General features: G+C 55.8%; 22 protein-coding genes. 10 read left to right on the top strand and 12 right to left on the bottom strand.

Annotated elements, in window-relative coordinates:
• Window positions 1–7: 7 nt before the first annotated feature.
• Both AB0A83_RS17915 and AB0A83_RS17910 read left to right on the top strand, forming a co-directional pair.
• A complete protein-coding gene (locus AB0A83_RS17915) occupies window positions 8–1,603 on the top strand; it encodes a 1,4-alpha-glucan branching protein domain-containing protein (protein ID WP_150050763.1) in 1,596 nt (531 codons plus the stop codon).
• A 13-nt stretch (window positions 1,604–1,616) separates the two neighbouring features.
• Entirely contained in the window at window positions 1,617–3,086 is a 1,470-nt protein-coding gene (locus AB0A83_RS17910; protein WP_367154872.1) for an endonuclease/exonuclease/phosphatase family protein, read from the top strand.
• 384 nt (window positions 3,087–3,470) lie between these two features.
• On the opposite strand, the gene AB0A83_RS17905 is transcribed toward AB0A83_RS17910, so the two are convergent.
• Window positions 3,471–4,007, bottom strand: a complete 537-nt coding sequence (locus tag AB0A83_RS17905) for a transposase (RefSeq protein WP_367154871.1) — start codon at window positions 4,005–4,007, stop codon at window positions 3,471–3,473.
• On the opposite strand from AB0A83_RS17905, the gene AB0A83_RS17900 reads away from it, so the two are divergent.
• Both AB0A83_RS17900 and AB0A83_RS17895 read left to right on the top strand, forming a co-directional pair.
• Window positions 3,915–4,217: a hypothetical protein gene (locus AB0A83_RS17900; RefSeq protein WP_367156189.1), complete on the top strand. Its 303-nt coding sequence runs from the start codon at window positions 3,915–3,917 to the stop codon at window positions 4,215–4,217. The genes AB0A83_RS17905 and AB0A83_RS17900 overlap by 93 nt on opposite strands.
• Before the next feature lie 185 nt (window positions 4,218–4,402).
• On the top strand, window positions 4,403–4,618 hold the full coding sequence (locus AB0A83_RS17895) for a hypothetical protein (protein WP_367154870.1): 216 nt from the start codon (window positions 4,403–4,405) through the stop codon (window positions 4,616–4,618).
• 52 nt (window positions 4,619–4,670) lie between these two features.
• Here AB0A83_RS17895 and AB0A83_RS17890 read toward each other — a convergent pair whose 3' ends face one another.
• The 8 genes from AB0A83_RS17890 to AB0A83_RS17855 form a co-directional block, all read right to left on the bottom strand.
• Window positions 4,671–5,015, bottom strand: coding sequence for a hypothetical protein (locus AB0A83_RS17890; protein ID WP_367154869.1), 345 nt, complete (start codon window positions 5,013–5,015; stop codon window positions 4,671–4,673).
• A gap of 89 nt (window positions 5,016–5,104) precedes the next feature.
• The gene (locus tag AB0A83_RS17885; RefSeq protein ID WP_367154868.1) at window positions 5,105–6,178 is read right to left on the bottom strand and encodes an RHS repeat domain-containing protein; all 1,074 of its coding nucleotides are present in this window, start codon (window positions 6,176–6,178) and stop codon (window positions 5,105–5,107) included.
• Window positions 6,133–7,185: a hypothetical protein gene (locus tag AB0A83_RS17880; protein WP_367154867.1), complete on the bottom strand. Its 1,053-nt coding sequence runs from the start codon at window positions 7,183–7,185 to the stop codon at window positions 6,133–6,135. Before AB0A83_RS17880 ends, AB0A83_RS17885 begins: the two co-directional genes overlap by 46 nt.
• A gap of 50 nt (window positions 7,186–7,235) precedes the next feature.
• Window positions 7,236–7,490: a hypothetical protein gene (locus AB0A83_RS17875; protein ID WP_367154866.1), complete on the bottom strand. Its 255-nt coding sequence runs from the start codon at window positions 7,488–7,490 to the stop codon at window positions 7,236–7,238.
• A gap of 207 nt (window positions 7,491–7,697) precedes the next feature.
• The gene (locus AB0A83_RS17870; RefSeq protein ID WP_367154865.1) at window positions 7,698–10,181 is read right to left on the bottom strand and encodes an EAL domain-containing protein; all 2,484 of its coding nucleotides are present in this window, start codon (window positions 10,179–10,181) and stop codon (window positions 7,698–7,700) included.
• 15 nt (window positions 10,182–10,196) lie between these two features.
• Window positions 10,197–11,564 carry a diguanylate cyclase gene (locus AB0A83_RS17865; RefSeq protein WP_150050750.1) on the bottom strand — a complete coding sequence of 456 codons (1,368 nt, stop codon included), beginning with the start codon at window positions 11,562–11,564 and terminating at the stop codon, window positions 10,197–10,199.
• On the bottom strand, window positions 11,561–11,929 hold the full coding sequence (locus AB0A83_RS17860; protein ID WP_150050748.1) for a response regulator: 369 nt from the start codon (window positions 11,927–11,929) through the stop codon (window positions 11,561–11,563). The genes AB0A83_RS17865 and AB0A83_RS17860 overlap by 4 nt, the downstream gene beginning before the upstream one ends.
• Window positions 11,926–15,540, bottom strand: coding sequence for a response regulator (locus AB0A83_RS17855; protein ID WP_232056882.1), 3,615 nt, complete (start codon window positions 15,538–15,540; stop codon window positions 11,926–11,928). The genes AB0A83_RS17860 and AB0A83_RS17855 overlap by 4 nt, the downstream gene beginning before the upstream one ends.
• Window positions 15,541–16,032: 492 nt before the next feature.
• On the opposite strand from AB0A83_RS17855, the gene AB0A83_RS17850 reads away from it, so the two are divergent.
• The 4 genes from AB0A83_RS17850 (at window position 16,033) to AB0A83_RS17835 (ending at window position 19,314) form a co-directional block, all read left to right on the top strand.
• Entirely contained in the window at window positions 16,033–16,704 is a 672-nt protein-coding gene (locus AB0A83_RS17850) for a methyltransferase (RefSeq protein WP_150050744.1), read from the top strand.
• Window positions 16,701–17,387, top strand: a complete 687-nt coding sequence (locus AB0A83_RS17845; protein WP_150050742.1) for a thiopurine S-methyltransferase — start codon at window positions 16,701–16,703, stop codon at window positions 17,385–17,387. Before AB0A83_RS17850 ends, AB0A83_RS17845 begins: the two co-directional genes overlap by 4 nt.
• Before the next feature lie 261 nt (window positions 17,388–17,648).
• Window positions 17,649–18,446: a transglutaminase family protein gene (locus AB0A83_RS17840; protein WP_150050740.1), complete on the top strand. Its 798-nt coding sequence runs from the start codon at window positions 17,649–17,651 to the stop codon at window positions 18,444–18,446.
• Between the two features lie 4 nt (window positions 18,447–18,450).
• Window positions 18,451–19,314, top strand: coding sequence for a transglutaminase family protein (locus AB0A83_RS17835; RefSeq protein ID WP_150050738.1), 864 nt, complete (start codon window positions 18,451–18,453; stop codon window positions 19,312–19,314).
• Between the two features lie 142 nt (window positions 19,315–19,456).
• On the opposite strand, the gene AB0A83_RS17830 is transcribed toward AB0A83_RS17835, so the two are convergent.
• Window positions 19,457–19,861, bottom strand: coding sequence for a hypothetical protein (locus AB0A83_RS17830; RefSeq protein WP_150050736.1), 405 nt, complete (start codon window positions 19,859–19,861; stop codon window positions 19,457–19,459).
• A 37-nt stretch (window positions 19,862–19,898) separates the two neighbouring features.
• Complete coding sequence (locus tag AB0A83_RS17825) at window positions 19,899–20,330, bottom strand: metal-dependent hydrolase (protein WP_269473513.1); 432 nt, start codon at window positions 20,328–20,330, stop codon at window positions 19,899–19,901.
• Window positions 20,331–20,502: 172 nt separating this feature from the next.
• On the opposite strand from AB0A83_RS17825, the gene AB0A83_RS17820 reads away from it, so the two are divergent.
• Window positions 20,503–20,976 (top strand): hypothetical protein, encoded by a 474-nt coding sequence (locus AB0A83_RS17820; protein WP_150050734.1) that lies wholly within the window; start codon window positions 20,503–20,505, stop codon window positions 20,974–20,976.
• A 408-nt stretch (window positions 20,977–21,384) separates the two neighbouring features.
• On the top strand, window positions 21,385–22,704 hold the full coding sequence (locus AB0A83_RS17815) for a hypothetical protein (RefSeq protein WP_367154864.1): 1,320 nt from the start codon (window positions 21,385–21,387) through the stop codon (window positions 22,702–22,704).
• Window positions 22,705–22,799: 95 nt separating this feature from the next.
• Here the strand turns inward: AB0A83_RS17815 and gpmI are convergent, their stop codons facing one another.
• Window positions 22,800–24,443 (bottom strand): 2,3-bisphosphoglycerate-independent phosphoglycerate mutase, encoded by a 1,644-nt coding sequence (gpmI, locus tag AB0A83_RS17810; RefSeq protein WP_367154863.1) that lies wholly within the window; start codon window positions 24,441–24,443, stop codon window positions 22,800–22,802.
• Between the last annotated feature and the right edge of the window lie 64 nt (window positions 24,444–24,507).

Raw genomic sequence — 24,507 nt, 5'->3', positions numbered from 1 at the left:
AACAACGATGAATTCAGGTTTGCTTTGTTTCGTTTTGCACGCGCATTTACCCTTTGTGCACCATCCGGAATACGACAGTTTTTTCGAGGAAAACTGGCTGTTCGAAGCGATCACCGAATGTTATCTGCCGTTATTGGCGGTGCTGGACAGGCTGGAGCGGGATAAGGTCAAATGCCGTTTGACCGTGTCGTTGTCGCCGACGCTGACGGCCATGCTGGACAACGCTTTGTTGCGCCAGCGTTATTTAAGGCATTTGGAGCGCCTGATCGAATTGGCGGACAAGGAAGTCGAGCGCACGCGCGGGCAAGCCGAGTTTCACGCTCTGGCGCTAGCTTATCAACAAGGGTTTAGAACGGCCTGGGATAGCTATCGAAACCGCTACCAACAAGACCTATTGGCCGGCTTTCTGCACCATTTTCGTGGCGGACGCCTGGAGTTGATCACCTGCGCGGCGACCCACGGCTTGTTGCCGCTGCTGAACGTAGACCCCGTCGCGGTGCGTCAGCAAGTTTTCCTGGGCGTACACGCTTTTCAAAGCCGTTTCGGCGTCGCGCCTAAAGGTTTCTGGCTGCCGGAATGCGGTTATTATCCTGGCTTGGAGCAGGTGTTGCACGAAGCCGGCGTGGAGTATTTTTTCGTCGATAGCCATGGGCTTTTAGCCGCAAATCCTTGCCCCGGCAGCGGCGTTTACGCGCCGGTGGATTGCGGAAACGGGGTGCAGGCATTCGGCAGAGACCCGGATTGCTCCCGGCAGGTATGGAGTGCACAAACCGGCTATCCCGGGGATGCGAATTATAGGGAGTATTACCGCGACATCGGTTTCGATTTGCCACTGGACTATATCGGCCCGTATATTTTGGACGGAGCGACGCGTATCGACACGGGCATCAAATATTACGCGGTTAGCGAGGCCGGCGCTCAGAAACGGCCGTACCGGCCGGACGCGGCCAGCCGGCAAGCGCAACGGCACGCCGAGGATTTCACGCTCAAGCGGCAACGGCAGGCCGCGGCATTGCAGGCCGAAATGCCGACTGCGCCTATCATGGTGGCGCCCTACGATGCCGAGTTGTTCGGTCATTGGTGGTACGAAGGTCCGCAGTGGCTGGAAGCGGTTTTGCGCCTGGCGGCCGCGGAAGCTAGCGGCATAGAAACGGTCACCGGCGGCGATTATTTGGCGCGCTATCCGCACGCCTTTAAGGCCGTACCGGCCGCATCGACCTGGGGCGATCGGGGGTATTCGGAATATTGGCTGAACGACAGCAACGAGTGGATTTACCCATTGTTGCACAAAGCCAGTGCCGACATGGCCAAGTTAGTTGGCGATTTGGCCCGGCTGCAAGTGAACGAACTGCAGCAGCGGGCCTTGAATCAGGCCTTGCGTTCGCTGCTGTTGGCACAGGCTTCGGATTGGCCGTTTATCATGAAATCCGGTACGACTGAAGACTACGCGCGTAAACGGGTTAGCGACCATTTGGCCCGCTTTAATTATTTGCACGATTGCTTACGCAAAAACCGGATAGACGAGCGTTATTTGAGCGCGCTGGAAATCATGGACGATATTTTTCCGACTATCGATTTTCGCGATTACCGGTCGGCCGATTGAACAGGAGTAAGCCATGGCAGCCATAGAATTGCTGGCGGTGGAAAATAGCTTAAGCCGAAGCAAGCAAGCCCAATATCAGGTGCTGCAGTTTTGGTTGGTCGTCGAAAACAGGGGTTACGATAAACAGGTCGAAGTGTACTGGGCCGGCCGGGACGGCGTCTGGCAAACCCTGTCGGCCGCTTATCAGGCACGGCGCGGCGACGGGCGCGAATATTGGCTGGCGCGGGTCAGTATCAGCAACCGCTCCGGATTAGCCTTGCCGGGTGCCGTCAATTTCGCCTTGCGGCTTCGCTACGACGGTGGCGAAATCTGGGACAACAACGGCGGATGGAACTATCACGCGCCGGCACGTAGCGGCGTGGCATTGGCAGCCGGCTTGGCCGTACAAAACCTGGCGATCAAACAGCGCTTGGAGGCCGGACAACACTATTTGCAGATCAAAGTCGCCACCCGCCCGGCCCAGGCCGCCGACAAAGTGGTGATTCACTGGAGCGACGACAATTGGCGCACCAGTCGACAAACCGCCTGCCGGCGCAACCGGCGGGCCAAGCAACATACCGCGCAGATCTGGACGGCACGCTTGCCGGTGGAGCAGGCGTTCGCGCTGGAGTACTGCCTGTGTTACCGCAGCAAGCTCGGCGAAGTTTGGGACAACAACCACGGCAAAAATTATCGGCTCAGCCGCGAGCCGCTACGGGTTTTAATCTTGAATCTGCATTGCTATCAGGAAGACAGGCAGGACGTCAAACTCAGCCAAATCGCCAAAGCCATAGACGAACAAGCCGTGGACGTGGTGTGTTTTCAGGAAGTGGCCGAACATTGGAATCACGGCCACGGCGATTGGGCCTCCAACTCCGCCAACATCATCAACCGGCGTTTACGGCGGCCCATGCATATCCACACCGATTGGTCGCACTTGGGCTTCGACAAATACCGCGAAGGGGTGGCGATTTTAAGCCGCTATCCCTTTCGGCAGGCCCGGTCCCGCTACGTGTCCGATAGTCAAGACCCTTACAGCATCCATGCGCGCAAAGTGGTGATGGCGCAACTGGATATTCCGTATATGGGCGTCGTCAATGTGTATTCCGCCCATTTGAGCTGGTGGGAAGACGGCTTTCAACACCAATTCGAGCGCCTGTGCGCCTGGGCCGATAGCCAGTTGGGCGGCGAGGTCAAAACCACCTTGTTATGCGGCGATTTCAACGTTGCCGCGGGTTCTGCGGGTTATCGCCTGGTGGTGGACGGCCGCCGCTACGAAGACCAGTATTTGGCGGCCAATCAAATCGGCTTGTTCGAAAAAATATTCCGGGTCAACGACGCGCATTGGCAGCATTTATTGGCCGATGATTACCGTATCGACTACATCTTCATGAACAAATCCGGCGACTTGAGGGTGACGTCGGCTCGGGTATTGTTTACCGATTGGGATTACGGCCGAGTGTCCGACCATTGCGGCTATTTGATGAGTTTCGAACCGAAGTGACCGTGTAGGCAAGCTAAATCGGCACGGTTAACCGGCCTTATCAATACGACGCGGCCCGGCTGCGGAGCACTCACCTGTCGGGTACGCCGATCTTCACAACGCCTTGGATTAGCGGGTGGCCAAATTGACGGTCAACGGCCCTCGGATGCGTCTACGACGCAGCCGAAGAAGAGATAACAGTGTGGGGTGTAATTTTGAAAGACCTGATCCCTATGTGCGAGCGGTCGGCATCGTCTCAGATGTAGGGTACGCGGTTACCCTACATGGCTAAGGGGTTTATCTGGAATCCGAACCCTAACAAGGATCTGATTTGATAGGCAAGGTCGGTCGAGGCAAACACCGTAGGGCGGATAAGCGGAGCGCCATCCGCCATTTGAAAACATTTCAATCACCCAATTCACCTACCTCGAAAGCTTCGGAAATATCGCCAGTCCATTCCAAGGGATAAATGCCGGCAGCGACCAAGCGATGAAAACTGGAATAAGGCCAGTCTTTGACCGTGCGCACCCAACCGTGCTTTACCGGATTGTAATGAATATAATCCATGTGAGCCGCATAATCGGCGTCATCGATAATGGTGTGCTCCCAAAAACGCCGTTGCCAAATGCCGCGTTCGTGACGTTTGATTCTGATTTGGGAGCGATATTCGATTTTTGGGAGTGCTTTTGAAAAAGCTTTTTTGATAGCTCGCCATCGATTGGAGTATTGATCATCACCAGATGGCAATGTCCAAATGGCGTGCATGTGATCCGGCAAAACAACCCAGGCGTCGATATGAAAGGGCTGTTGTTGCCGAGTTGCGCGGACCGCTTCCCGTAATTCGGCAATATGCTCGATCAACAATGCCGATTTTCGCTCAAGCAAATTAACCGTGAAAAAATAAGTCCCGCCCGGAATGCGATTGCGTCGATAGTTTGGCATGGAACAAGTTTATTTCATTCGGCGGATGACGCAAGCTTATCCGCCCTACGGCCCTTGATTTTGAATCCGGGGCAGACGCGAAGGCAGGCCAAGGGCAATAAGCCGGCGACGCCGCAGACCGAAAAGCCGGAACCCGCCGCCACGCGGGCGGCGGACAAGACCAAGGGGTTTGTGTGGAATCCGAACCCTAACAAGGAGGATTTGATTTGATGAGCAAGGCCGGTTGAGGTAAAGACCGTAGGGCGGATGCCCGCAGGGTGATCCGCCAAAAAACGCCCGAAAAACCAACACCGTTAAACCGAACCGGATACTCCGAACGCTTCCGGTACAATTAACCGTATGACATTCGGCTGAACCGCGATGCGTTCCGCCTTACGGCCTTACGACACGTCACCATGCGATTCATCCGCCGTACGGCCGTCCGCCTTACGGCCTTGATAAAAAAAGAATCGTTACAGCGTGACATTGAGGCAATGGAGCGGGAAAAACAACAGCGCTTGGGACAAGACGCGGCAGCAACCGATCAAGGGCCTTCGGCGGCTGATAGTCCTGTCGGCAAGGTTAAAACCTTGACGGTGAATAGAGGGCTTGGGCAATCCATGCGCATGTAGGGCTAGCAGTCGGCGGAACCTGTGGCCGGTTCCGCCTGACGGGAAGCCCCCATTAGCTGAACTGGGGTTGTTTCGCCAAATTTTTGAATTTTTCAATAAAACTGTTGATATCAATTATTGTCTTTTTCGCGATAGCTTCACTTTTCTGCATAACAACCATTTCTCCTTCATCAAGTTTATGGCCTTTCGAATTAAGGAATCCGTGATTTGCGTAAGATTCCGCATCTTGAAAATACAAATAACCTTCTTCGGTTGGTAGCTTGTCTTTTAATTCGTACGCATTACCAAGATATACGACAGTATCCACTTTTGGGTAAAGGAAATCATAATCGAAATATGAAAGCTGAAAGTAACATTTCCTTGAAACGTAAGTAGTTGTATTACTAACAGTATCCATTATATTTTCCTCATAAGGTTTAATTTTATATCCTTATGTCTAATATCCATTTTTTGAATATTAAACAGGCTTATTACGATATTCAAAACTTACGGAATTATTGGCACTAGCACTGGCACTGGTAACCTTAGGAGCGGTAACGGCTTTATTGGAATAATTACCGGATTTGGTTCATTCTCAATAGGATTAACATCATCCCCCTTACATTCACACAATGTTTCCACTTTGTCTTCAGTCAGTTGCGTTCCATCAGATGTTATGCACTTGATCTTAGGTGTGATGCGTACTACGCAACGCTCTACGTTGTCGGCACTACCGCATTTTTTTGCACATTGCTCCAAGTCGGCCGCATCACAATCAAAATACGATGACTGTGGAAGCTTATTATTTTTCTTAGCAAGCCCCAATGGATCAATCCAATTAACCGGATTATTCTCAACATAGGTGTAGGTATTAATGCCCCCAGCCAACCCAATCGGATCGCTCTGGATATACCGGCCCAGCGCCGGGTCGTAATTTCGGTGGACATTGTAATGCTTTCCCGTTTCCGTATCGTAATACTGCCCAGGGAAGCGCAGGTTAAAGGCCAAGTGGTTGCCGTCACCATCCGGGTCGTCGTTGGCTGCCGTTTCACCGAACGGTGCGCCTTGCCATTGCCAAATCAGGGTATTGCTGCTGGGGTCGGTGATTTTTCTCGGCGTACCCAGGTGGTCGGTATGGATGTAACCGGCTAAGGCAACACTGCCGTTGCTTTGCGATTTGAGTAGCGCGACCGGGATGTCGTCCAGCCAAATCGTTTCGGTTAACCGGCTTTCGCTATAATCGCCGATCGTCCGTCCGGCTTCGTCGTAGACGAATACCGAGGGGCCGTTCACCGTCAATTTGGCCACCCGCTGATCCAGAGCGTTGTGAAGGTACACACTAATCGGCGTACCCGACAGGTGAGCGCCCAGCAGCCGGCCGCTGTTGTCGTACACAAACCCGAGCGATCCTTCATTGAGCAAATGGCCGGCCGCGTCGTATTGGTAACTGCGGTTAATCGTGCCAGTCTGGCTGTCCAAGCGATGGTTGTTGGCGCCATAGCCGTATTGCGTCAGGCCGGATGGCTCGCTTTTACTCAGGCGGTTGCCGACGGCGTCGTAAGCAAAGGTTTGCCGGCCCAATTACCCAAGGCGTCGGTGACGCGATCCATGTCGTCGTAACCGAAGGTTTGTACCTCGGCGCCGCTCGATGCGGATTCCAAGCGGTCGGCATCGTCCCAGGTCAAGTTAACCGCCGCCGTCGGCCCGCTGTCGTTAGCGGTTAGCCGGCCATCCAAGTCATAGCCTCGATACGCGGATTGGCCGTTGCTCCAGGTCCAGCTTTTAACCGGGCCGAAAGGCTCGTAACCGATATCTGTCAACAACGGTTGGCCGTTTAGCGACAAATCGCTAATCCGGTTGTTCGCATAGCCGTATCCGATGGTTTGCCCGGTCGGTGTGGTCATCGATGTCAAATGTCCATCGGCATCGTATGCGTAGGCGATCGATAGGGTTGAACTGCCTACCGTTTGCGTTTTATTGACGACGCGGCCATGAAGATCATATTGGTATTCGGTGGTGTTGGCGAAATCGGTAAGTTGGCACAGGCGGCCAATGCCATTGTTACAGTTATCCCAGATATAGGTTTTGTTCTGGTCGTCGCCGGCCTCGATCGACACTATGCGGTTTAAGGCATCGTAGGCGTAATTGACCGCCAACCCTCGGGCATCGGTACGGATTTTTAGATTGCCGGCTTCGTCGTAGGCGTAGCTTGTGGTCCCCCGGTCGGCCGAGACTTCTTGAATCACTTCGCCGAAGCCGTTTCGAGTATAGCTGGTGGTTTGATTCGACGGATCGGTCAGGCCGATCACACGGTTTTGTCCGTCGTAGCTATAGTGGGTCGTGCCGCCGAGCGGGTCCACGACGTCGGCCAGGCGGTTCAAGGCATCGTAGGTTTGGTGAATGCTGCGATTCAGCGGCTGTAAGTTCGCGGTGCGATTGCCTTCGGCATCGTATTCGTAATCGGTGACCCTACCCGCGCTGCTGCCTAAATCTTGCTGCAATCGGTTCAGAATGTCGTAGGCGCGCGAACGGGTACGAACCAACTGCTGACCGGGATCGAAGACATCTTCGCCGGTGCGATTGCCCATCGCGTCTAAGGTATAAGTGATTTTGTTGCCTTGACCATCCTCTACGCCGGTCAGCGCTGGCGGAAGACACCGGCCTGAATCGGGAAAGCCTGTATAAAGCCTTGTCCGGAAAGACTTAATCTAAATGGGATACTGTGCAGCGGATTATCAAAGCGCTGCATATGAGCGTTCACGGGCGGCATGACAGGCCGCTTGGGTGCGATCAGCGTTGCGTAATCGTGCGAATGTTTCGATTTCCGTTCCGTCAGAGACTGAAAGCGTGCGGTGAGATTGTTCAGCGCATGGTTTGTGGTATTTCTATCCATGACGGCGGCCTCGCTTCTTCAAGTTGCCGGGATTGCAGCCATGATTCAGAAGGTTGTGCGGGATAGGCATGGTTCCGGCTAAGGCCTGCTCCTGCGGAATCATATCGAACGGGCGATGACACTATTTTCGCCAGGCGGGTTCGAAGCGCTTGTGAGTGAGATCCTACCCGCCTGGTGACGACGCCTCGACGAATGCGCAAAGTAGTTTTATCCGCAACGTTGGCGGGCGATGGCTTCCAGCATTTCCGCGGGTCCCGGTTTGCCGAATAAATAGCCTTGGTAGGCGTCGCAGCCTAATTCCGCCAGGGCGTTGAATTGGGTTAGGGTTTCCACCCCTTCGGCAATCACCTGCAGGCGCAGGCTGTTGCCCATGCCGATGATGGCGCTGACGATGGCGTAATCGTCTTGATCGGCCGGGATGTCGCGCACGAAGCTTTGATCGATTTTTATTTGATCCAGGGGCAGGCGTTTTAAATTGGTCAAGGACGAATAGCCGGTGCCGAAATCGTCCATCGAAAAACTGACGCCCAGCGCTTTGATTTTATGCATGGTGCTGATGGCCGATTCTATGTTGCCCAATACCGCGCTTTCGGTTAATTCCAGTTTCAACAAGGTCGGGTTGGCCCCCGTTTGCTCCAGAATGTCCTTGACCATTTGTTCCAAACCCGGATCGAGCAGTTGCCGGGCGCTGATGTTGACGGCCAGAACCAATTGGCGGGTGGCGGGGTCTTGCGACCAGGCCACCAGCTGCCGGCAGGCGGTAGTCAGTATCCAATGGCCTATGGCCAGGATGATGGTGCTGTTTTCCGCGATTGGAATGAATAGGGCCGGGGATATGAGCGCTTGTTGGGGCGGTTGCCAGCGTATCAGCGCTTCGGCGCCCAGCAGTTTGCCGTCGCTGGCGACTTGGGGTTGGTAAAACAGGAGTAAGTGCCCGTCCCGCAAGGCCAAACGCAGTCCGGATTCGATGCGGGTGCGGGTCAGCAGGGTTTCCTGCATCGACATTTCGAAGAAACGGAAATTGTCTCGCCCGGATTGTTTGGCTTGATACAGCGCCAGTTCCGCTTGTTTCAGCAATTTTTCCGGCGACTGAGAATCGTGATCGTGAAACAAGGTGATGCCTATACTGGCGGTAATCTGCAATTCCAGGCCGTCTATCCACAAGGGCTGGTTGATGGCGTCGCGCATTTTACCGACGACGGAATCGCAGGCGGCGGCGGCCGTGAGCAAATCGCTGCCGGGTTCGTCCAGCAGCACCAGGAATTCGTCCCCTCCCGGCCGCGAGACACTGTCGCCGCCCCTCAGTTGCTGTTGGATGCGTTTGCCGATGTCGATCAATAAGTTATCGCCGGTTTCGTGGCCGTGGCTGTCGTTGATGTCGTGGAAGCGGTCCAGGTCTATCAGCAACAAGGCGCCGTAACCGCCGCTACGATGAGCGCCCAACAAGGCTTGATGCAGCCTGTCGAAGAATAGCCGCCGGTTCGGTAAGCCGGTCAGGTGATCGTACATGGCCAGTTCCAGGATTTTCCGTTGCGCCACCCGGGGTTCGCTAATGCTGGATAAGCTGGCTACGTAGTGGGAGATTCGGCCGTTGCGGTCGTTCACGGAGGAGATGGACAACCACAACATGTCGATCGCTCCGTCTTTGCTACGGCTGCGCACTTCGCCCTCCCAGCGCCCTTCGTGACGCAAGGATTGCAAGATGACGCGATTCAGGTTCTCGTCGATGTGGCCGTTTTGCAGGGTCAAGGAATGTTTGCCTATGGTTTCCGCGCTAGTCAGGCCGGTAATGGTCGAAAACGCCTGATTGACTTGCAAGATGGTGCCGGTTGCGTCGGTGACCACCATACCGTCTTGCGACTCGAATGCAACCGCGGCGATACGCAGTTGCCGTTCGGCCGATTTGGCTTCCGATATGTCCTGAGCATGGCCGTGCCAGAGTATGCCGCCGTCGGCTATACGGTGCGGACGGGCATGGCATTCGATCCAGCGCTCGCCGCGTATCGGATGGTGCATGCGCCACTGCGTGCTCAGCGGCGTTAAGCCTTGCGCGGAAACTTGCATGGCGCTTAGAAAAGCCGTTGCGTCGTCCGGATGGATCTGGGCCAGCAAGCCGGCGGCGTCGTTTTGCACTTGTTCCGGTGTCATACCGAACAGGTCTTCGATGGCCGAACTTGCGAACGGTAGGCTGAGTTGGCCGTCTTGTCGGCGTTGCATCGAAAAAATCAGGCCGGGTACGGTTGCCGCGACGGTGGCCAGTTGGTCCACCAGTTCCAGGCGTTCGCGCAGCAAATCGTTGCGCTCTTTAACCCGCAGCAGATTGCCTATGCGTATGCTGAGTTCGTCCCGGTCCACCGGCCGGTACAGGTAGTCGTCCGCACCGGCGGCCAAGGCTTGCAGGCAAGCGGCCCGGTCGGCGCTGGCGGTTAGCATGATGATGGGAATGTCCGTGGTAGTCGGATCGGCTTTTAATATTCTGACAATGTCGATGCCGGTCATGTCCGGCAGTATGATGTCCAACAGCAACAGATCGGGCGCCCAGCTGCGGCATAGCTGCAACGCGGCGTTACCGTTAGCGGCGCCGCGGCAGTCGTGGCCGGCGGTTTTGACGAACATCTCCAGGATTTTGATGTTGCGGGGGTCGTCGTCCACCAATAGCAGGCGTTTCGGCGGACCGGACAGTTTATACATGGCTATACCTTCTGTTTACAGCTGTTGCGCCCTGATACCGAACACTTGATTGCGGCCGTTCAATTTCGCTTTGTACAACGCGGCGTCGGCTCTTTTCAGCAGGGATTCCGCGGTGTCGCCGGGGCGGTAAGTGGTGACGCCGAGGCTTACCGTCACGGTATGGTTGCTGATGGCTTGCAAGCTGTTGTGCGCCATCTCGCACCTTACGCGTTCGGCAATTTGCAACAGCTGGTCGTGATGGGTGTTGGGCATGATCAAGCAGAATTCTTCTCCGCCGTAACGCGCCAGATAGTCGGACGCGCGTAATTGCCGTTGCACTAATTTGGCGATATGTTTCAGCACCTGGTCGCCGACCACATGGCCGTATTGGTCGTTTACGTATTTGAAATGATCGATGTCCAGCATTGCCACGCCCAGCGACTTACCGGGATAGCGGCTCAATTCGCCGGTGCGGTGCGCGAGGTCGGCGTCCAAGTAACGGCGATTCAGCGCGCCGGTCAAGGCGTCGGTAATCGTGTCTATGCAAAGCCTTTCGTATTCGCGTTTGATTTGCTGCAAGGTTTCGGCGCGGCGCAAGGCGGCCTTGCTACGCGCGACCAATTCGTCGCTGTTGACCGGTTTGCTTAAATAATCGTCGGCGCCTTGCGCCAGACAATCGAGTTTTTGTTGCGGTTCGCAGTCCGCAGCGATTTCCAGAATCGGAATGTCTTGCAAGCCGGGCGTCCGTTTTAAAGAGCGTAGCAATTGCAGGTTGCTATTTTCCGGCAAGTCCAGGCCGAGTATGATCAAGCCCGGTAGAATTTGCGTCAAAACTTCCCAAAGCTCCGCTTCGCTTTCCGCTATGAACACGTAAAAACCGGCTTGTTCCAAGACCCCGGTCAATAGTTTGGCCAGGGCAGGGTCGTTTTCGGCGAGCAGTATGCTGTCCATGTCCGGAAAGTCGTTTTCGGCCGGTAGTTTCAATAAGCGGCGGCCGACCTCGGTGCGGGTGCGCAGTTCGCGGTGCATATTGGCCAGCCGGCTCATGGAACGTACCCTAATCCGCAATTCGTCGACGTGCACCGGTTTGCTTAAGAATTCGTCGGCACCCGCCTCCAAACCCTTGGTACGGTTTTCGCTGCCGTCCAACGCGGTCAGCAATATCACCGGGATATCGCGGGTCGATTCGTCGGCTTTCAGGCGGCGGGTTACTTCGAAGCCGTCCAAATCGGGCATCATCACGTCCAATAAAATCACGTCCGGTAATTTTGACTTGGCGATGTACAGGGCTTCTTCCCCACCCCGGGCTTCGTAAAGCAGGTAGTTTTCGCGCTGCAACAGGTTGCGGATTAATTTGAGGTTAATCTGCTCATCGTCGACGATGAGTAAGGACGACTCGTTCATGTCGGCTGCAACATGCGTTGAATTTGGCCGAGCAATTCTTTGTAGCGTATCGGTTTGCTGGTGTAGTCTTCGCAGCCGGACGCCAAGATGCGTTCGCGGTCTCCTTCCATGGCCAGGGCGCTGACCGCGATGATAGGGATTTTAGCGGTGCGAAAATCCGCTTTTAACAAGCGAATCGCGGTTAAGCCGTCCATACCCGGCATTTGGATGTCCATCAAGATCAAATCCGGTTCGGCTTCCCGTATCATCGCAATGCCGGTTTCGGCATTTTCGGCGCTTAATACCCGGTATCCGGCCGTTTCCAACACGTCGGTGAGCAGCTTGCGGCTCGGAGCGTGGTCTTCGATCACGGCAATGCTGCTCATGGACGGTCTCCATATAAAGCACGTTTGATCAAGTCGTGTAGATAATGATTGGATAAGCGGCCTTTTTCGGCGATAGCGGTTACCTTGTCTTGCAACTCTATGTGTTCTTGGGCGCTCAGGCGTCTGGCCGAAATAATCAATACCGGAATGCGGTTGGTAGCGCTGTCTTCTTTTAGCGACGCCAATACTTCGAAGCCGGTTAGATCAGGCATGATCAGATCCAATAGCACTATGTCCGGCTTTTCGCTTTTCGCCAGGGCTAGGCCTTCGCTGCCGCTGAATGCCGTGACCAGTTCGAATTCGCCGCCGCTCAGAAAGCTGGTGATGATTTTGACCGCTTTCGGGTCGTCGTCGATGATCAGCAGCCGGGGTTTGTGATGCTGTTGCCGGTTGGGGGCGAAGCGCGAGACGGTTTCCAGCAATTCGGCGCGGCCGATGGGCTTGCGCAGGACCGCGTCGGCGGCCAGTACCGGCGAGTTTGCTTGCGGGTTGGCTATCGCCGAAACCACGATGACCGGAATGTGTTGCCATTGCGGCCGGGCTGCTTTGGCGTCCAGGAACGCGTAACCGTCCATTTCCGGCATCAATAAATCCAGGACGATCAGGTCCGGTTCGCTGGAAGCCAGATCTTCGAGCGCCAGCCGGCCGTTGTTGGCGATTCTGACTTGGTAACCGGCGTCTTCCAGATAAATGCGCAGTAGCTCCGCGTGCTGCAGATTGTCCTCGACGACCAGCAGTTTGGCCTGATAGCCGCCCGTATCGTGCGCAAGCCGGGTTTTACGTAGCGGCTGCACCATGGATTGTTCGACCAAACGCATGAAGTCGGCCAAATTGAACGAACTTTTTTCCATCCAAATCACTTGGCTGCGTTCCAGATTACGGCGTTCCTGATCGCCCAGTTGCATAGCGGTCAGCACGATGATCGGTATCGATGCGGTGGCCGGCTCCTGACGCAAGGCGGCTATGACTTCGAAGCCGCTGATTTCCGGCATCATCAGGTCGACGATCATTAAATCCGGCGGGGACGATTTGGCCGATTCGATGGCGGCGCGGCCGCCGTTGACCGTGGTGACGCGGAAACCGGCCTGGGTTAAACGCGTGCCGATAAAATCCAGCGCCCGCTGATCGTCGTCGACCACCAATATGTAGGGCTTGGTATGTAGATCGTTTTTGGGCAGGGCCCTGACGACCGCTTCCAACAGCCATTCCCGGCGCAAGGGTTTTTCCAGCACGTCGATGGCGCCCAAGTGCACGCCTTTATCGGCTTCGGCCGCGACCGAAATTACCGGGATAGCCCTAAGTTCCGGTTGGTGGCGCATCAGTTTCAACACCTCCCAACCGTCGATGTCGGGCAGGCGGATATTCAGAATGACTAAGGAAGGCAGCAATTCCGCCGCAAGGCTCAAGCCTTGCCGGCCGGTGGTGGCGCGCAGGACGTGATGGCCGGCCGCCGTCAGTTCGGCGGTAATGATGTCGGCGACCCCGTCTTGCGCTTCTATCAGCAAGATACAGGTTGCCGGCGGCAAGGCCTGAGCTACGGCGGATACGACGACTGCGGAATCCGCTTCGCCGGCCGGTTTTTCGCCGGCGTCCGTTACCGGGTGAACGGGTAAGCACACGCTGAAACAACTGCCCACACCCAATTGGCTGTTGACCGATACCGTGCCGCCGTGCAGTTCGGCCAAGCGTTTGACCATGGCCAAGCCCAAGCCGGTGCCTTCTTGTTTTCTCGCCAGGCCGCCGTCCAATTGTTCGAACGGCCGAAACAGCCGGGCTTGGTCTTTTTCCGCAATACCGATGCCGGTGTCGGAAACGTCTATGCGCAGTTTGTGTTCGTCGAGTCTGGCCGCCAGTTGTACTTGGCCGTTTTCCGGCGTGAATTTGACTGCGTTGGATAGCAGGTTGTAAACGATTTGCCGCAATTTGCGCCCGTCCGCCCGGACGATGCCGATCTCGCCGGCAAATTCCAGATTCAATTTGATCGAACGGGCGTTGGCCTTTTCCTTGACGATGGACATGCAGTTACGCAAGGCTTCTTCTACGTTGACCGGTTCGAGCGCCAATTCCATGCGGCCTTCTTCGATCTTCGACAAATCCAGAATATCGTTGATCAACGATAGAAGATGGCTGGCGCTGTCCAGAATTTCGCCAACGTAGTCGTGTTGCTTGGGATTCAACGGGCCCAGCAGTTCGTCGCGCAGTACTTCCGAAAAACCGATTACCGCATTCAGCGGCGTGCGCAATTCGTGCGACATATTGGCCAGAAATTCGCGCTTCAGTTGATTGGTATGTTCCAGCTCGGCGTTCTTGTGTGTGATTTCCTGGGTACGCAGCTTCAGCTGCTCGGCCATGGCTTTCAACTCTTCGTATTGGCGCAAGTTTTGTAAGGCTGCGCCGAGTTCGGTGGCGATGCGTTGGTTGAATTCCCGGTCGGAAGCCGACACCTGATTGGCTGCGGCCAATACCAGTACGCCCAGGCAGCGTTCTTGATAGCTGATAGGACAGGCCAGTACGGCGACAGGGTTGATCACCAACAAGCCGGTTTCTATGCGTAGCGGCATTTGATCGGCGGATTCTATGGTCAACATGCGTCGCTCGTTAAACGCTTGGCCGACCAGGCCTTCGCCGGGGTTGATCTCCTGGGCCAAATCGTCCGGTGCGCAGTAGCTAGCCTGGCATTGCAGGGTACCGTGCCAGTCGTCGAACAAATACAAGGCCGAAGTCGGGTACTTGCCGGAGTTGCCGAGTATGGTCAAGGTTTCTTGCAGCAAATTGCGCCGGTCCCGGCTGCGGCTCATGGTGCCGAGGATTTCGCCGTGCAGATGTTCATAGGCCGCCATGGCCACCGAGGCGGCGTTTTGTTCAGCCAGTTTGCGTGCGGTGGCGTTGCGCTTGATCGCAACGTAATGGGTAATCGTGCCTTCGCTGCGTACCGGAGTGATGCTTTGATCTTCCGGATAGAGACTGCCGTCCTTGCGGCGGTTGACCATTTCGCCGCGCCATTCCTGGCCGTTGGCGATGGTTTCCCACAGTTTGCGGTACACGGCGTCCGGGGTTACGCCGGATTTGAGGATGCGCACGTTGTTGCCGAGCGCGTCGGCTTCCGTATAGCCGGTCAGACGGGTGAAAGAGGAATTGATCCAGACGATCACGCCTTGCGCATCGGTCAGCACTACCGCGTCGTCCGCGGCTTCCAGGCCGGCGTGCAATAGCTTTAGATCGTTCAGTTGCCGATGTTGTACGGTGAGATCGCGAATGATGCCGACAAATTCGATATGCAGGTGATCGGCTTCTTCGAAGCGCATTTCCGTTACTGCCAAGGACATGGGAAAGACGCTGCCGTTTTTGCGTTTACCCTGCACTTCCCGACCTATGCCGATGATCTTTTTCTCGCCGCTATGCAAATAGTTGGAAAGATAGCCGTCGTGCGCCGAACGGTAGGGTTCCGGCATCAGCATGCTGACGTTTTGGCCGACGATTTCTTCGGCTAAATAACCGAACATGCGTTCGGTGGCGGCGTTCGCGGTTTGTATGATGCCGCAATCGTCTATCGTGATGATCGCATCCAATACCGTTTCCAGTACCGATACCAGATATTTGCTGTCGTGCATTTTCACGGATATGCCCTCAAGGATAGGGTGCGAGCGCGCTGTTGCGGTCCGCGCAACGGTTGCCGCCGGATTCGCCGCAGAGTAGCCATGCAAGTCAGCAAGGCCATGAAATCGAATCACACGGAACACCGGCCGTGGACTGGCGTTCCAGTTGCTGCGCCGATAATTTTAGCACCTGTGCCGAAGCTGACATAAACATACTGTTTTAGTAGGATATGTCAATTGTTTGTCTGTTACCGCCCGCAAGACATAAAGCTTGCCGATGTGTAGCCTTTATGGGCTGCTGATGCGGCAGGTATCCGGGTTGCATGGACTACCTTGCTATTTTCGCCGTCCTGCACTGAGTTGTGATAAGCTGCCGCAAGACTTTCACATTAGGTTAATCCTTCTGCTAGTGCCTTTTCGGCCTGCATGTCTCTTCTCTCGAAGTGTTGTGCCCGTTCGATTAGAACCCTCCGCCGCATCACTGCTCACCATGAGAAGACGCCGATCATGCCATCCTATCAAGTTAGATATCAGACCGTTACCGTAGCCGGTAACGAGTATAAAATCCGTTCGCTGCTTGATCTGCAGCAGTTTTCAGACCCTGCCGGAGACGCTCAGCGTATGGGCATTTCCTCAGCCGGATGGCCGCTGTTCGGGCAAATTTGGCCTTCGGCGCTAGTATTGGCTAGGGCCATGCACGACTTCGATTTGGATGGTAAGCGCATTCTGGAAATTGGTGCCGGACTGGCATTGTCCAGTTTGGTGATTCACCGCCGCGCCGGCGATATCACCGTCAGTGACTGGCATCCGTTGAGCAGTGCATTCTTAAACGAAAACCTGGTTTTGAATCGAATGACGCCTTTACCTTATCAAACCGGTAATTGGGCCGGCGATAACCCTGAGCTGGGCTGGTTTGATCTGATCATCGGCAGCGACGTGCTCTACGAACCGCAACACCCCGGTTTGTTGGCACGCTTTATCGACAAGCACGCCGCGGAGGACGCGCAAGTGATCATCGTGGACCCTGACCGCGGCAACCGGGTTGCCTTCTGCCGGGAAATGAGCGCGCTGGGTTATCAAAATAGCTGGCGCCGGGCGGATCGCCGGTTGGAAAACGGCGACCCCTACAAAGGTCGATTTCTGATCTTCAACCGGCCTTCGGCCGCGGTTGCCGCATGACCGGCCGCGACAATCCCTTGTGGTTGCGATGCTGGCAGGAGGAAAACACCGGCGATTTTCATCAAGCCAGCGTCAACCGTTTTCTCCCAAGGTATTGGCCTAGTCTGGACTGTGCGGCCGGCAGCCGGGTATTCGTACCGATGTGCGGAAAAAGTTTGGACATGATCTGGCTGGCACAGCAAGGACATTCGGTCATAGGGGTGGAGTTGAGCCCAATCGCTGTGCGGGATTTTTTTCGGGAAAACCAATTGCAGCCCACCCGCCGTAAACTCGGCCGATTCACCTTATGGCAGGGCGGCAAACTCGGTATATTGTGCGGCGATTATTTTGCCCTGACCGCTGCTGTTTTAGGTCCGGTGAACATCGTCTACGATCGCGCCGCCTTGACTGCGCTGCCGCCAGACTTGCGCAAACGTTATGTGGCGCATTTGTTCAAGATTGTCTCTCCCGGCGCTCAAATCTTGCTGTTGACCACAGAATATGCCGAGGCGAATGAACCCTTAAGCCAAATCTTCGGGATTGACGAAGAAATTGACGCCCTTTACGCGGCCGATTTCGATGTTAAATTGACCTGTATGGAAAGCGTTTTCGAATCCGACCCGCGCTTGCCTGAGCAAATGCCGACCCGTGCGGAAGACAAAGTGTACCGGCTATCGGCGAAGCGCGGCGGCAAACAAGGATAGTGACTTTCCAGCCGGCGCTTGCGGTGAGTGCGGTTTTGCCCGCCGGCGCGGCGATGATCGGACTATCGCTGCGGCGCAAAGCTTTTTCGCGCACTCAAAATCGAATGTATTCGTCAACCTCCCGGCCGCAACCGATACGGGGATTGAGCAAAACCATGCAACTCCTTTTACTTGCGCAGCTATAGTTTCCGCTTGTAGGCATTCTTACGTTATGGTCAATGAAATGTTTTCCCCCCGATGGACGCTAGCGGGATAAGGTTTATGCGGTTACGTACTCGTTGCGACCTTTGTTTTGAAGTCGATCTGCCCACGCCGATCATACTCATGCTGCGGCCACGCAGCGGCTGGAATCAATGGATTGAGAGAGAGTCCTTTGTCATTGAACCGGGCATCCAGCTGTTTGAGTATATCGATGCATACGGAAATTTATGTCAGCGTCTGATAGCTCCGGCGGGTACGCTCTCGATTCATACCGACGCGGATATTCGAACCTCCGAGCAAATCGACATCGCACCCGGCGCACCGTTTGCTGAAATTGGGTCGCTGCCCGATTCGGTATTGACTTATCTTTTGCCCTCGCGGTATTGCGAATCCGACCGCTTTATCGAGCTTGCGCGCGACATAGCGGCGGGAATGGCGCCCGGTTACGACCAGGTGGATGCGGTTAATCGGTGGTTGCGCGAGCATATTCGTTTCAATCAGGACACCGCTCAGCTGCAGCTATCGGCTATAGAGGTCAATCTGGCGGGACAGGGCGTTTGCCGCGACCTCGCGCATTTGGGGATCGCATTGTGCCGAGCGTTATGCATCCCGGCGCGCATGGTCGTGGGCTATTTGTACGGTTTGCACCCCATGGATTTTCATGCCTGGTTCGAGGCTTACGTCGGCGGGCGTTGGTATGCCTTCGATCCTACCCAGCCGACGCCGCGCGGGGGGCGAGTGATAGTCGCCTACGGCCATGATGCCGCCGACGTCGCCATTTTTACCCAATTCGGCTTACCGCTACGTCCTGCTCGCCTGTCCGTCAGCGTCGAACGCTTGCCGAATATTCAGGAATGACGGCGTGCAAAGACTGCGTATCCGGCATGTTACGGAATATGTATTTTGGGCCCCGGTCACGCTGAACAGTCACCGTCTGTTGCTTCGGCCGCGCGAGGGCCACGATGTGCGTATCGAATCTTCGAAATTGGAGATTAGTCCGACCTATTCCATCAAGTGGTATCGAGACGTGTTCGACAATTCCGTGGCTTTGATTCAATTTTCGCAGCCTACGAACAGGCTGCGAATTGTGAGCGAGGTTGTGATCCAACATTACGAAGACTCAGCGCTGAATATTAGCAAAACCGCTTATCCGCTGGTCAACCCGCGAAATTATGATCCGGCCGAGTTGATTGATCTTGCCGCCTACCAACAGCCTATTTTTAAACAAGAACAACCGGCCTTACAGAGTTGGTTGCGGGAAATCGGCTTCGAAATCGGCGATCTGAATATGCCGTATTTGCAGTCCATGCTTAATCACGTCATCAACAGTAAATTTCGCTACACCGTCCGAGAAGAGGCCGGGGTGCAATCGCCGCTGCTTACCCTCAATCTGGGAAGCGGGTCTTGTCGAGATTACGCCACCCTGTTTATCGAGGCTTGTCGCTGTCTGGGTCTGGCAAGCCGTTTCGTCAGCGGTTATCTGCACGCCCCCGCGACGGAAATAGGCAACGCTTCTACCCACGCTTGGGCGGAGGTGTATTTTCCCGGCTCAGGCTGGCAAGGTTTCGATCCGACTGTCGGTTACATGACCGGAAATAGCCACATCGCCGTCGCGGTGGCTCGTAATCCGGAAGCGGTACCGCCCATTTCGGGTAGCTACATCGGGCCCAGGAATCATTCCCCGAGTATGTTGGTGAATGTTCAAGTCAATTTATTGGCCGGTTAACCGGAATTTTCGATGTTCGCTCAGGGTAGCGGGCGGCCAGTGCCGGGGGTGGATGCCGGTCCGTCCATGAAGTCCCAATTCCGGCCATTTCATGCCGGAGCAGGGCGATGACTTTGAACGGAAGTCTCTTTAACTCGCTTGGTCAATTGTTCGGATAGCCGTCTTCGCTAGGATCGTATACCGCTCTAAACAGCGTCCAATGCACCCCGCCGATGCCGGCCCCGGTGAAGGTGAGGACGCCGACGCCTTTGTAAAATTCGTCGGCGCGCATCGTGTCCTGACCGAAGTAAAACGGTATCCATGCCTTGCCGGTTTGGTAGTACTTGGTATCGTTGGGCTGACCGAGGATTTCGTGGATCTGGCCTTGTGCCATGCCCAGGCGAATTTTCGCAAAGGCACTGTCGGGCGGAAAGTTACCCTCGATAAGCGATTCAGGCGGATTGCCTGTCCCTGCCGCCGATGCTTGCGGCGGCGTTTGGTTACGGGAGGCGCATCCGCCGGTTACCAGCAGTGCTGCGATTAGTGTTGCGAAGATAAGGGTTTTCATGGCAGCCTCTAACGGATTGGTTAAATCGGCCAGTATCTCACTGTTTGAGATGGCGTGACTTGTGCCAAAGATAGTAGGCCCAAACAACGATGGCAAGCTCTACGGCAAACGACCAGTGCAGCAGGAAATTGAGCCACCACGGCTTGTAGAGCGCCGGTACCGTGAAGAAAGCGAATGCTTTATTACCCCAGGGCGCGGTCCAGCGGATATCGCCTACTATCGTGTCGAAAAACATATGCGCAAAGCCGTTCAGTGAAAATATCGCCGCATAGGTGGCGATATGTTTAGAGGTAGAAAGGTAAAACCCGATAATAGAGCCGAGTAGCAACATAAGCCAAACCACCGGGTAGTGGGTGACGTAGCTATGGTGAGGGTGTTGTCGGTGGTCGACGAGGTAAAAATAGAACATGTCGAGGTCGGGTGCCAAGGCTCCGACGACACCGGACCAGAGAAATGCGGTTGCCGATATTCCAAGCGGCTCTGCATAGCGGACCAGCAGTTTCGCGATGACCTACCCTGCGGGCATGTGAGCAATGATCATCGGAGTATTCGCTCAAATAAAAGTCAGGATATATGATTGTCGAGGAAAAAGCGGCAAAAAGTAACCCGCCCCCATTTTTATTACAAATTGAGAACCGAATATGATTCACCATTTATCGATTTCCGCCCATGAACCAGCCCGAGTAGCAGCCGTCGTTGCCGAATTGATCGGCGGCAAGGCTTACCCGTTTCCACCCGCGCATGGCAGTCACGTTGCGATCTGCGACGACGGCCATGCCACGCTGGTCGAGGTCTATCCGCTTGGTACCGTCATGGAGCCCGGTTCGGGAGAGCAGGAGGTGCAGTTTCAAACCGATGGGGATCAGCCCGATTACGTGCCTACCCACGCCGCATTATCCGTGTCATTGGACGAAGCCGCTATCAAAGCGATTGCCGCGCGGGAAGGCTGGAGGGCGATCACTTGTGAGCGCGGCGGCATGTTTCAGGTGGTGGAGGTTTGGCTGGAAAACCGGGTATTGTTCGAATTGCTCACACCGGAGATGGCCCAAGCTTACTTGCGCGCGGTAACGACCAGCAATTGGGAAGGATTTGTGGCGCAGAAAGGCGTGAATTGAATTTGAAAAATAGGGGGCTTGCCTCCCGCTCCGGCGCACCCGCAACGAATTGGAGTTTCTCGGGTTTCGCTTCCGGGGCAACCATGCGTTACACCACGTTAAGTATCGCATCAAACAACTCACCGGGCGCTCGCGGGGCGTTAGCCTGGCTTACCGCTACCGCGAACTGCGCCGCTAAATCGTGGGTTGGATGAATTACTTGGCGTTATCGGAATATTAGATTAAGTCAAGCCGGTCCTGTCGAGCAGTCCATAACTTCGCCGTACAGTGCTGCAAGGCCATAGAATACGAACAGCAGTGAGCAGATTCGGAAAAAGGCCCCCCTCCTGCTAAGCATTACAAATCCCGCCGCATCTCCAACCTTGCACTAAACTTCAGCGCAATTTCCCCCATTTCAGGAGGCAGAGCATGGCCGAAACACAAGGCGTTATTCCGTTACGAGCGTTGCGCGCGGGCGCTGTCGGCGAGCTGCCGTCCGCATTTCCCAGCGGGGTAACGATTAGCCGCAGCACCTATGTGTTGACCTTCGTCGAGTCCATCGAGCGCATAGAAAACGGGCCTATTTGCGGGCGGGAAACGGTCGATTGCTGGGTATTGGATAACGGCGTGTTGCGGGTCAAAGCAATCTCGATGGGCGGCAATTTGGTGTCCATCGAAAAAGAAGGCCAAGAATATATCTGGCAAAACCAGGCCGGGGCTACGTATTACGGCGCCGGTTCCAACGCGTTTCCGTTGACCCGCGGCTTGATTTTGCACGGCGGCATCCGGGTGGCGGCGGTGACTGCGGAGCACGGACTGTATTACGACAGCGATTGGGACGTGGAATTCGTGGCCGACCAAGCCGGTTCCAACATCGTGCTGAGTATTCGCGATTCGGCGGAGAACCGGGCGTTGCTGTGTGATACCTTGAGTCGCGGCCAGTTTTCGGCGCCGGGTTCCGATTTGCCGATGAGTAAGTATCCGGTGACCGATGCCTTATTCGTGTTCGAGATCGGCCTGCGTCCGGGCGAGGATTTCGTGCGTTTGCGCGCCGGTTTAATCAATAGCCGCGACAGCGAGGTGACCGGTGAGATTTGGCTGCCGCAGACCTATCCGGTCAACGCCGACGGGCAAGTGATTTCCCATCAGCAAAAACGCCGCTGCAAGGATTTGTGGGTGTATCAGGGCATGGTGAAAGACAACTTTCTGGCGCAGGACATGCGTTTGGACCCGGATCGGGATTTACCGGCTTATCGCGGCAAAAACGGCTTCGTGTTGGGCTGTCCGCCGACGCCGGCCAATTGGAACGACGCCGATTTGAACAAGCCGCTGGCTTGGCCGACCGGGAGTGGCGGCATTTTGTACGACTATCCGCGCCGGGACGGCGATTACCATGCGTTGAGTTACGGCGACGGCAGAGGCATTGCCTACCTGACGCTATCCGATGCCGGTCGGCCGCACTACACCAAGATGTGGTCCTGGGGTAACCCCGCGTTGTTCAACCGGCAACAGGCTTTGGCGCAGAATCCGCCGTTGGCAGCCGGCCGGCCGAAAACCGAGTATTACGAACCGTGGGGTAGCGCATTCAATACCGGTTTTTTCGAAACCGGCACGTTCCCGCCAGGCGAAAGCGCGTGGCAGGCTTTTATCCTGCCTATCGAGTCCGGTTTGGACAGCGGCAAGAGCCAGCAGCAATTGCTGGAGGCAGTCAATCAACGGGTGGCGCCGATCGTTTCCCAGTTGGGCTAATTCTCGCCAATCGGCAAAGCACATCAGCCGCACGTTCCGGAAAGTTAGTTGAAGTGGTGGGCGCACTGCATATGGCGCCCACCTGAGGACGGACTTTAAACCGCTTCGATCAAGCTCGCATCGTAATCGGCGGGGGCTTCGTAGCCCAAAAGATTCAGCACGGTGGCCGCCAGGTTGGATAAACCGGCGGCGGCCAAATCGTCGCGCAGTTTATAACCGGGGTTTTCCTCGCCGGAAATCAGCACGAAGGGCACCGGATTCAAGGTATGCGAGGTTTTGGCTTTGGCGCGGCCTTCGCCGTTGCGGATGACGTTGCCTTTTTTGTCCAGCTCGTACATTTCGTCGGCGTTGCCGTGGTCGGCGGTAATGATCGCCGTGCCTTGGGCTTGCAGGATCGCCGGGATTAGACGAGCCAGCTGAATGTCCAGGCTTTGCATCGCGGTGACGGCGGCTTCGAAGTTGCCGGTGTGGCCGACCATGTCGCCGTTGGCGTAGTTGACCCGTAGATATTGGTAGTTGCCGCTGCGCACCGCGGCTATCAGGGCGTCGGTGATTTCCGCGCATTTCATCCACGGCCTTTGCTCGAACGGTACCACGTCGCTGGGGATTTCCACATAGGTTTCCAGCGCTTCGTCGAATTTGCCGGTGCGGTTGCCGTTCCAGAAATAGGTGACGTGGCCGTATTTTTGGGTTTCGCTGATCGCGTATTGCGACACGCCGTTTTTGGCCAGATATTCGCCCAGGGTGCGGTCTATGGCCGGTGGCTCCACCAGAAAACGCGGCGGCAGTTTGGTGTCGCCGTCGTATTGCATCATGCCGGCGTAGGTCACGTTAGGCAGCGGGCCGCGCTCGAATGCGGAAAATTCCTGTTCGGTGAAGGCGCGGGAGATTTCGATAGCCCGGTCGCCGCGGAAATTGAAAAACACCACCGCATCGCCGTCGACGATGGGGCCTAGCGGCTGGCCGCCTTGGGCGATGACGAAGCCGGGCAGGTCTTGGTCGATGACGTTCAATTCGTTGCGGTAGGTTTGGACCGCTTCGTGCGCGCTGGCGAATTGCCGGCCTTCGCCGCGGACGTGGATGTCCCAGCCGCGTTTGACCATGCTCCAATCGGCTTCGTAGCGGTCCATGGTGATGCTCATACGGCCGCCGCCGGAGGCGATAGCCACGTCGAAATCGGCGCTACGCAATTCGCTTAGATAGACTTCAAACGGATCGACGTAATCCAGCGCCGAGGTTTCGCCGACGTCGCGGCCGTCCAGCAAAATGTGCAAGCGCACTTTACCGACGCCTTCTTGCTTGGCGCGTTCCAGCATGGCTTTCAGGTGGTCGATGTGAGAATGCACGTTGCCGTCTGAAAACAGGCCGATGAAGTGCAAGCTGCCGCCTTGCTTGGCAGCCGCGACGACTTCGTGCCAGGCGTGGCCTTGCCACAAGTGGCCGCTGGCAATAGATTCGGCGACCAATTTGGCGCCTTGGGCAAATACCCGGCCGGCGCCGATGGCGTTGTGGCCGACTTCGCTATTGCCCATGTCTTCGTCGCTGGGCATCCCGACTGCCGTACCGTGGGCGCGCAGGCTGGTCATGGGGTAGCTGGCCATTAGCCGGTCCAGAGTGGGCGTGCGGGCGGCTTTGATCGCGTCGCCGTCTTCGCGCGGCGAAATGCCGACGCCGTCCAGAACGATGGTGACGACCGGGCCGGGGGCAGGCGTGAAACGGGAGGATTTTTCTAATTTCATGGTGATGTTTGCGTCGATGGATAGTGTGAATGCGCCGGAGCGCGGCGTTTGGTGCGTATTTTAC

The sequence above is a fragment of the Methylomonas sp. HYX-M1 genome (assembly GCF_040741385.1).
GTDB lineage: Bacteria > Pseudomonadota > Gammaproteobacteria > Methylococcales > Methylomonadaceae > Methylomonas > Methylomonas rhizoryzae.
This window is presented reverse-complemented; position numbering and strand designations above follow the sequence as displayed.

Excerpts from the sequence above, each read along its gene's own strand:
- AB0A83_RS17875 (WP_367154866.1), bottom strand. The coding sequence starts at position 7,490 with ATGGATAGAAATACCACAAACCATGCGCTGAACAATCTCACCGCACGC.
- AB0A83_RS17820 (WP_150050734.1), top strand. The coding sequence starts at position 20,503 with ATGATTCACCATTTATCGATTTCCGCCCATGAACCAGCCCGAGTAGCA.
- AB0A83_RS17910 (WP_367154872.1), top strand. The coding sequence starts at position 1,617 with ATGGCAGCCATAGAATTGCTGGCGGTGGAAAATAGCTTAAGCCGAAGC.
- AB0A83_RS17900 (WP_367156189.1), top strand. The coding sequence starts at position 3,915 with ATGCTCGATCAACAATGCCGATTTTCGCTCAAGCAAATTAACCGTGAA.
- AB0A83_RS17855 (WP_232056882.1), bottom strand. The coding sequence starts at position 15,540 with ATGCACGACAGCAAATATCTGGTATCGGTACTGGAAACGGTATTGGAT.
- AB0A83_RS17890 (WP_367154869.1), bottom strand. The coding sequence starts at position 5,015 with ATGGATACTGTTAGTAATACAACTACTTACGTTTCAAGGAAATGTTAC.
- AB0A83_RS17880 (WP_367154867.1), bottom strand. The coding sequence starts at position 7,185 with ATGGGCAATCGCACCGGCGAAGATGTCTTCGATCCCGGTCAGCAGTTG.
- AB0A83_RS17845 (WP_150050742.1), top strand. The coding sequence starts at position 16,701 with ATGACCGGCCGCGACAATCCCTTGTGGTTGCGATGCTGGCAGGAGGAA.
- AB0A83_RS17860 (WP_150050748.1), bottom strand. The coding sequence starts at position 11,929 with ATGAGCAGCATTGCCGTGATCGAAGACCACGCTCCGAGCCGCAAGCTG.
- AB0A83_RS17840 (WP_150050740.1), top strand. The coding sequence starts at position 17,649 with ATGCGGTTACGTACTCGTTGCGACCTTTGTTTTGAAGTCGATCTGCCC.
- AB0A83_RS17895 (WP_367154870.1), top strand. The coding sequence starts at position 4,403 with ATGCGATTCATCCGCCGTACGGCCGTCCGCCTTACGGCCTTGATAAAA.
- AB0A83_RS17870 (WP_367154865.1), bottom strand. The coding sequence starts at position 10,181 with ATGTATAAACTGTCCGGTCCGCCGAAACGCCTGCTATTGGTGGACGAC.
- AB0A83_RS17905 (WP_367154871.1), bottom strand. The coding sequence starts at position 4,007 with ATGCCAAACTATCGACGCAATCGCATTCCGGGCGGGACTTATTTTTTC.
- AB0A83_RS17830 (WP_150050736.1), bottom strand. The coding sequence starts at position 19,861 with ATGAAAACCCTTATCTTCGCAACACTAATCGCAGCACTGCTGGTAACC.
- AB0A83_RS17850 (WP_150050744.1), top strand. The coding sequence starts at position 16,033 with ATGCCATCCTATCAAGTTAGATATCAGACCGTTACCGTAGCCGGTAAC.
- AB0A83_RS17915 (WP_150050763.1), top strand. The coding sequence starts at position 8 with ATGAATTCAGGTTTGCTTTGTTTCGTTTTGCACGCGCATTTACCCTTT.
- gpmI (WP_367154863.1), bottom strand. The coding sequence starts at position 24,443 with ATGAAATTAGAAAAATCCTCCCGTTTCACGCCTGCCCCCGGCCCGGTC.
- AB0A83_RS17815 (WP_367154864.1), top strand. The coding sequence starts at position 21,385 with ATGGCCGAAACACAAGGCGTTATTCCGTTACGAGCGTTGCGCGCGGGC.
- AB0A83_RS17865 (WP_150050750.1), bottom strand. The coding sequence starts at position 11,564 with ATGAACGAGTCGTCCTTACTCATCGTCGACGATGAGCAGATTAACCTC.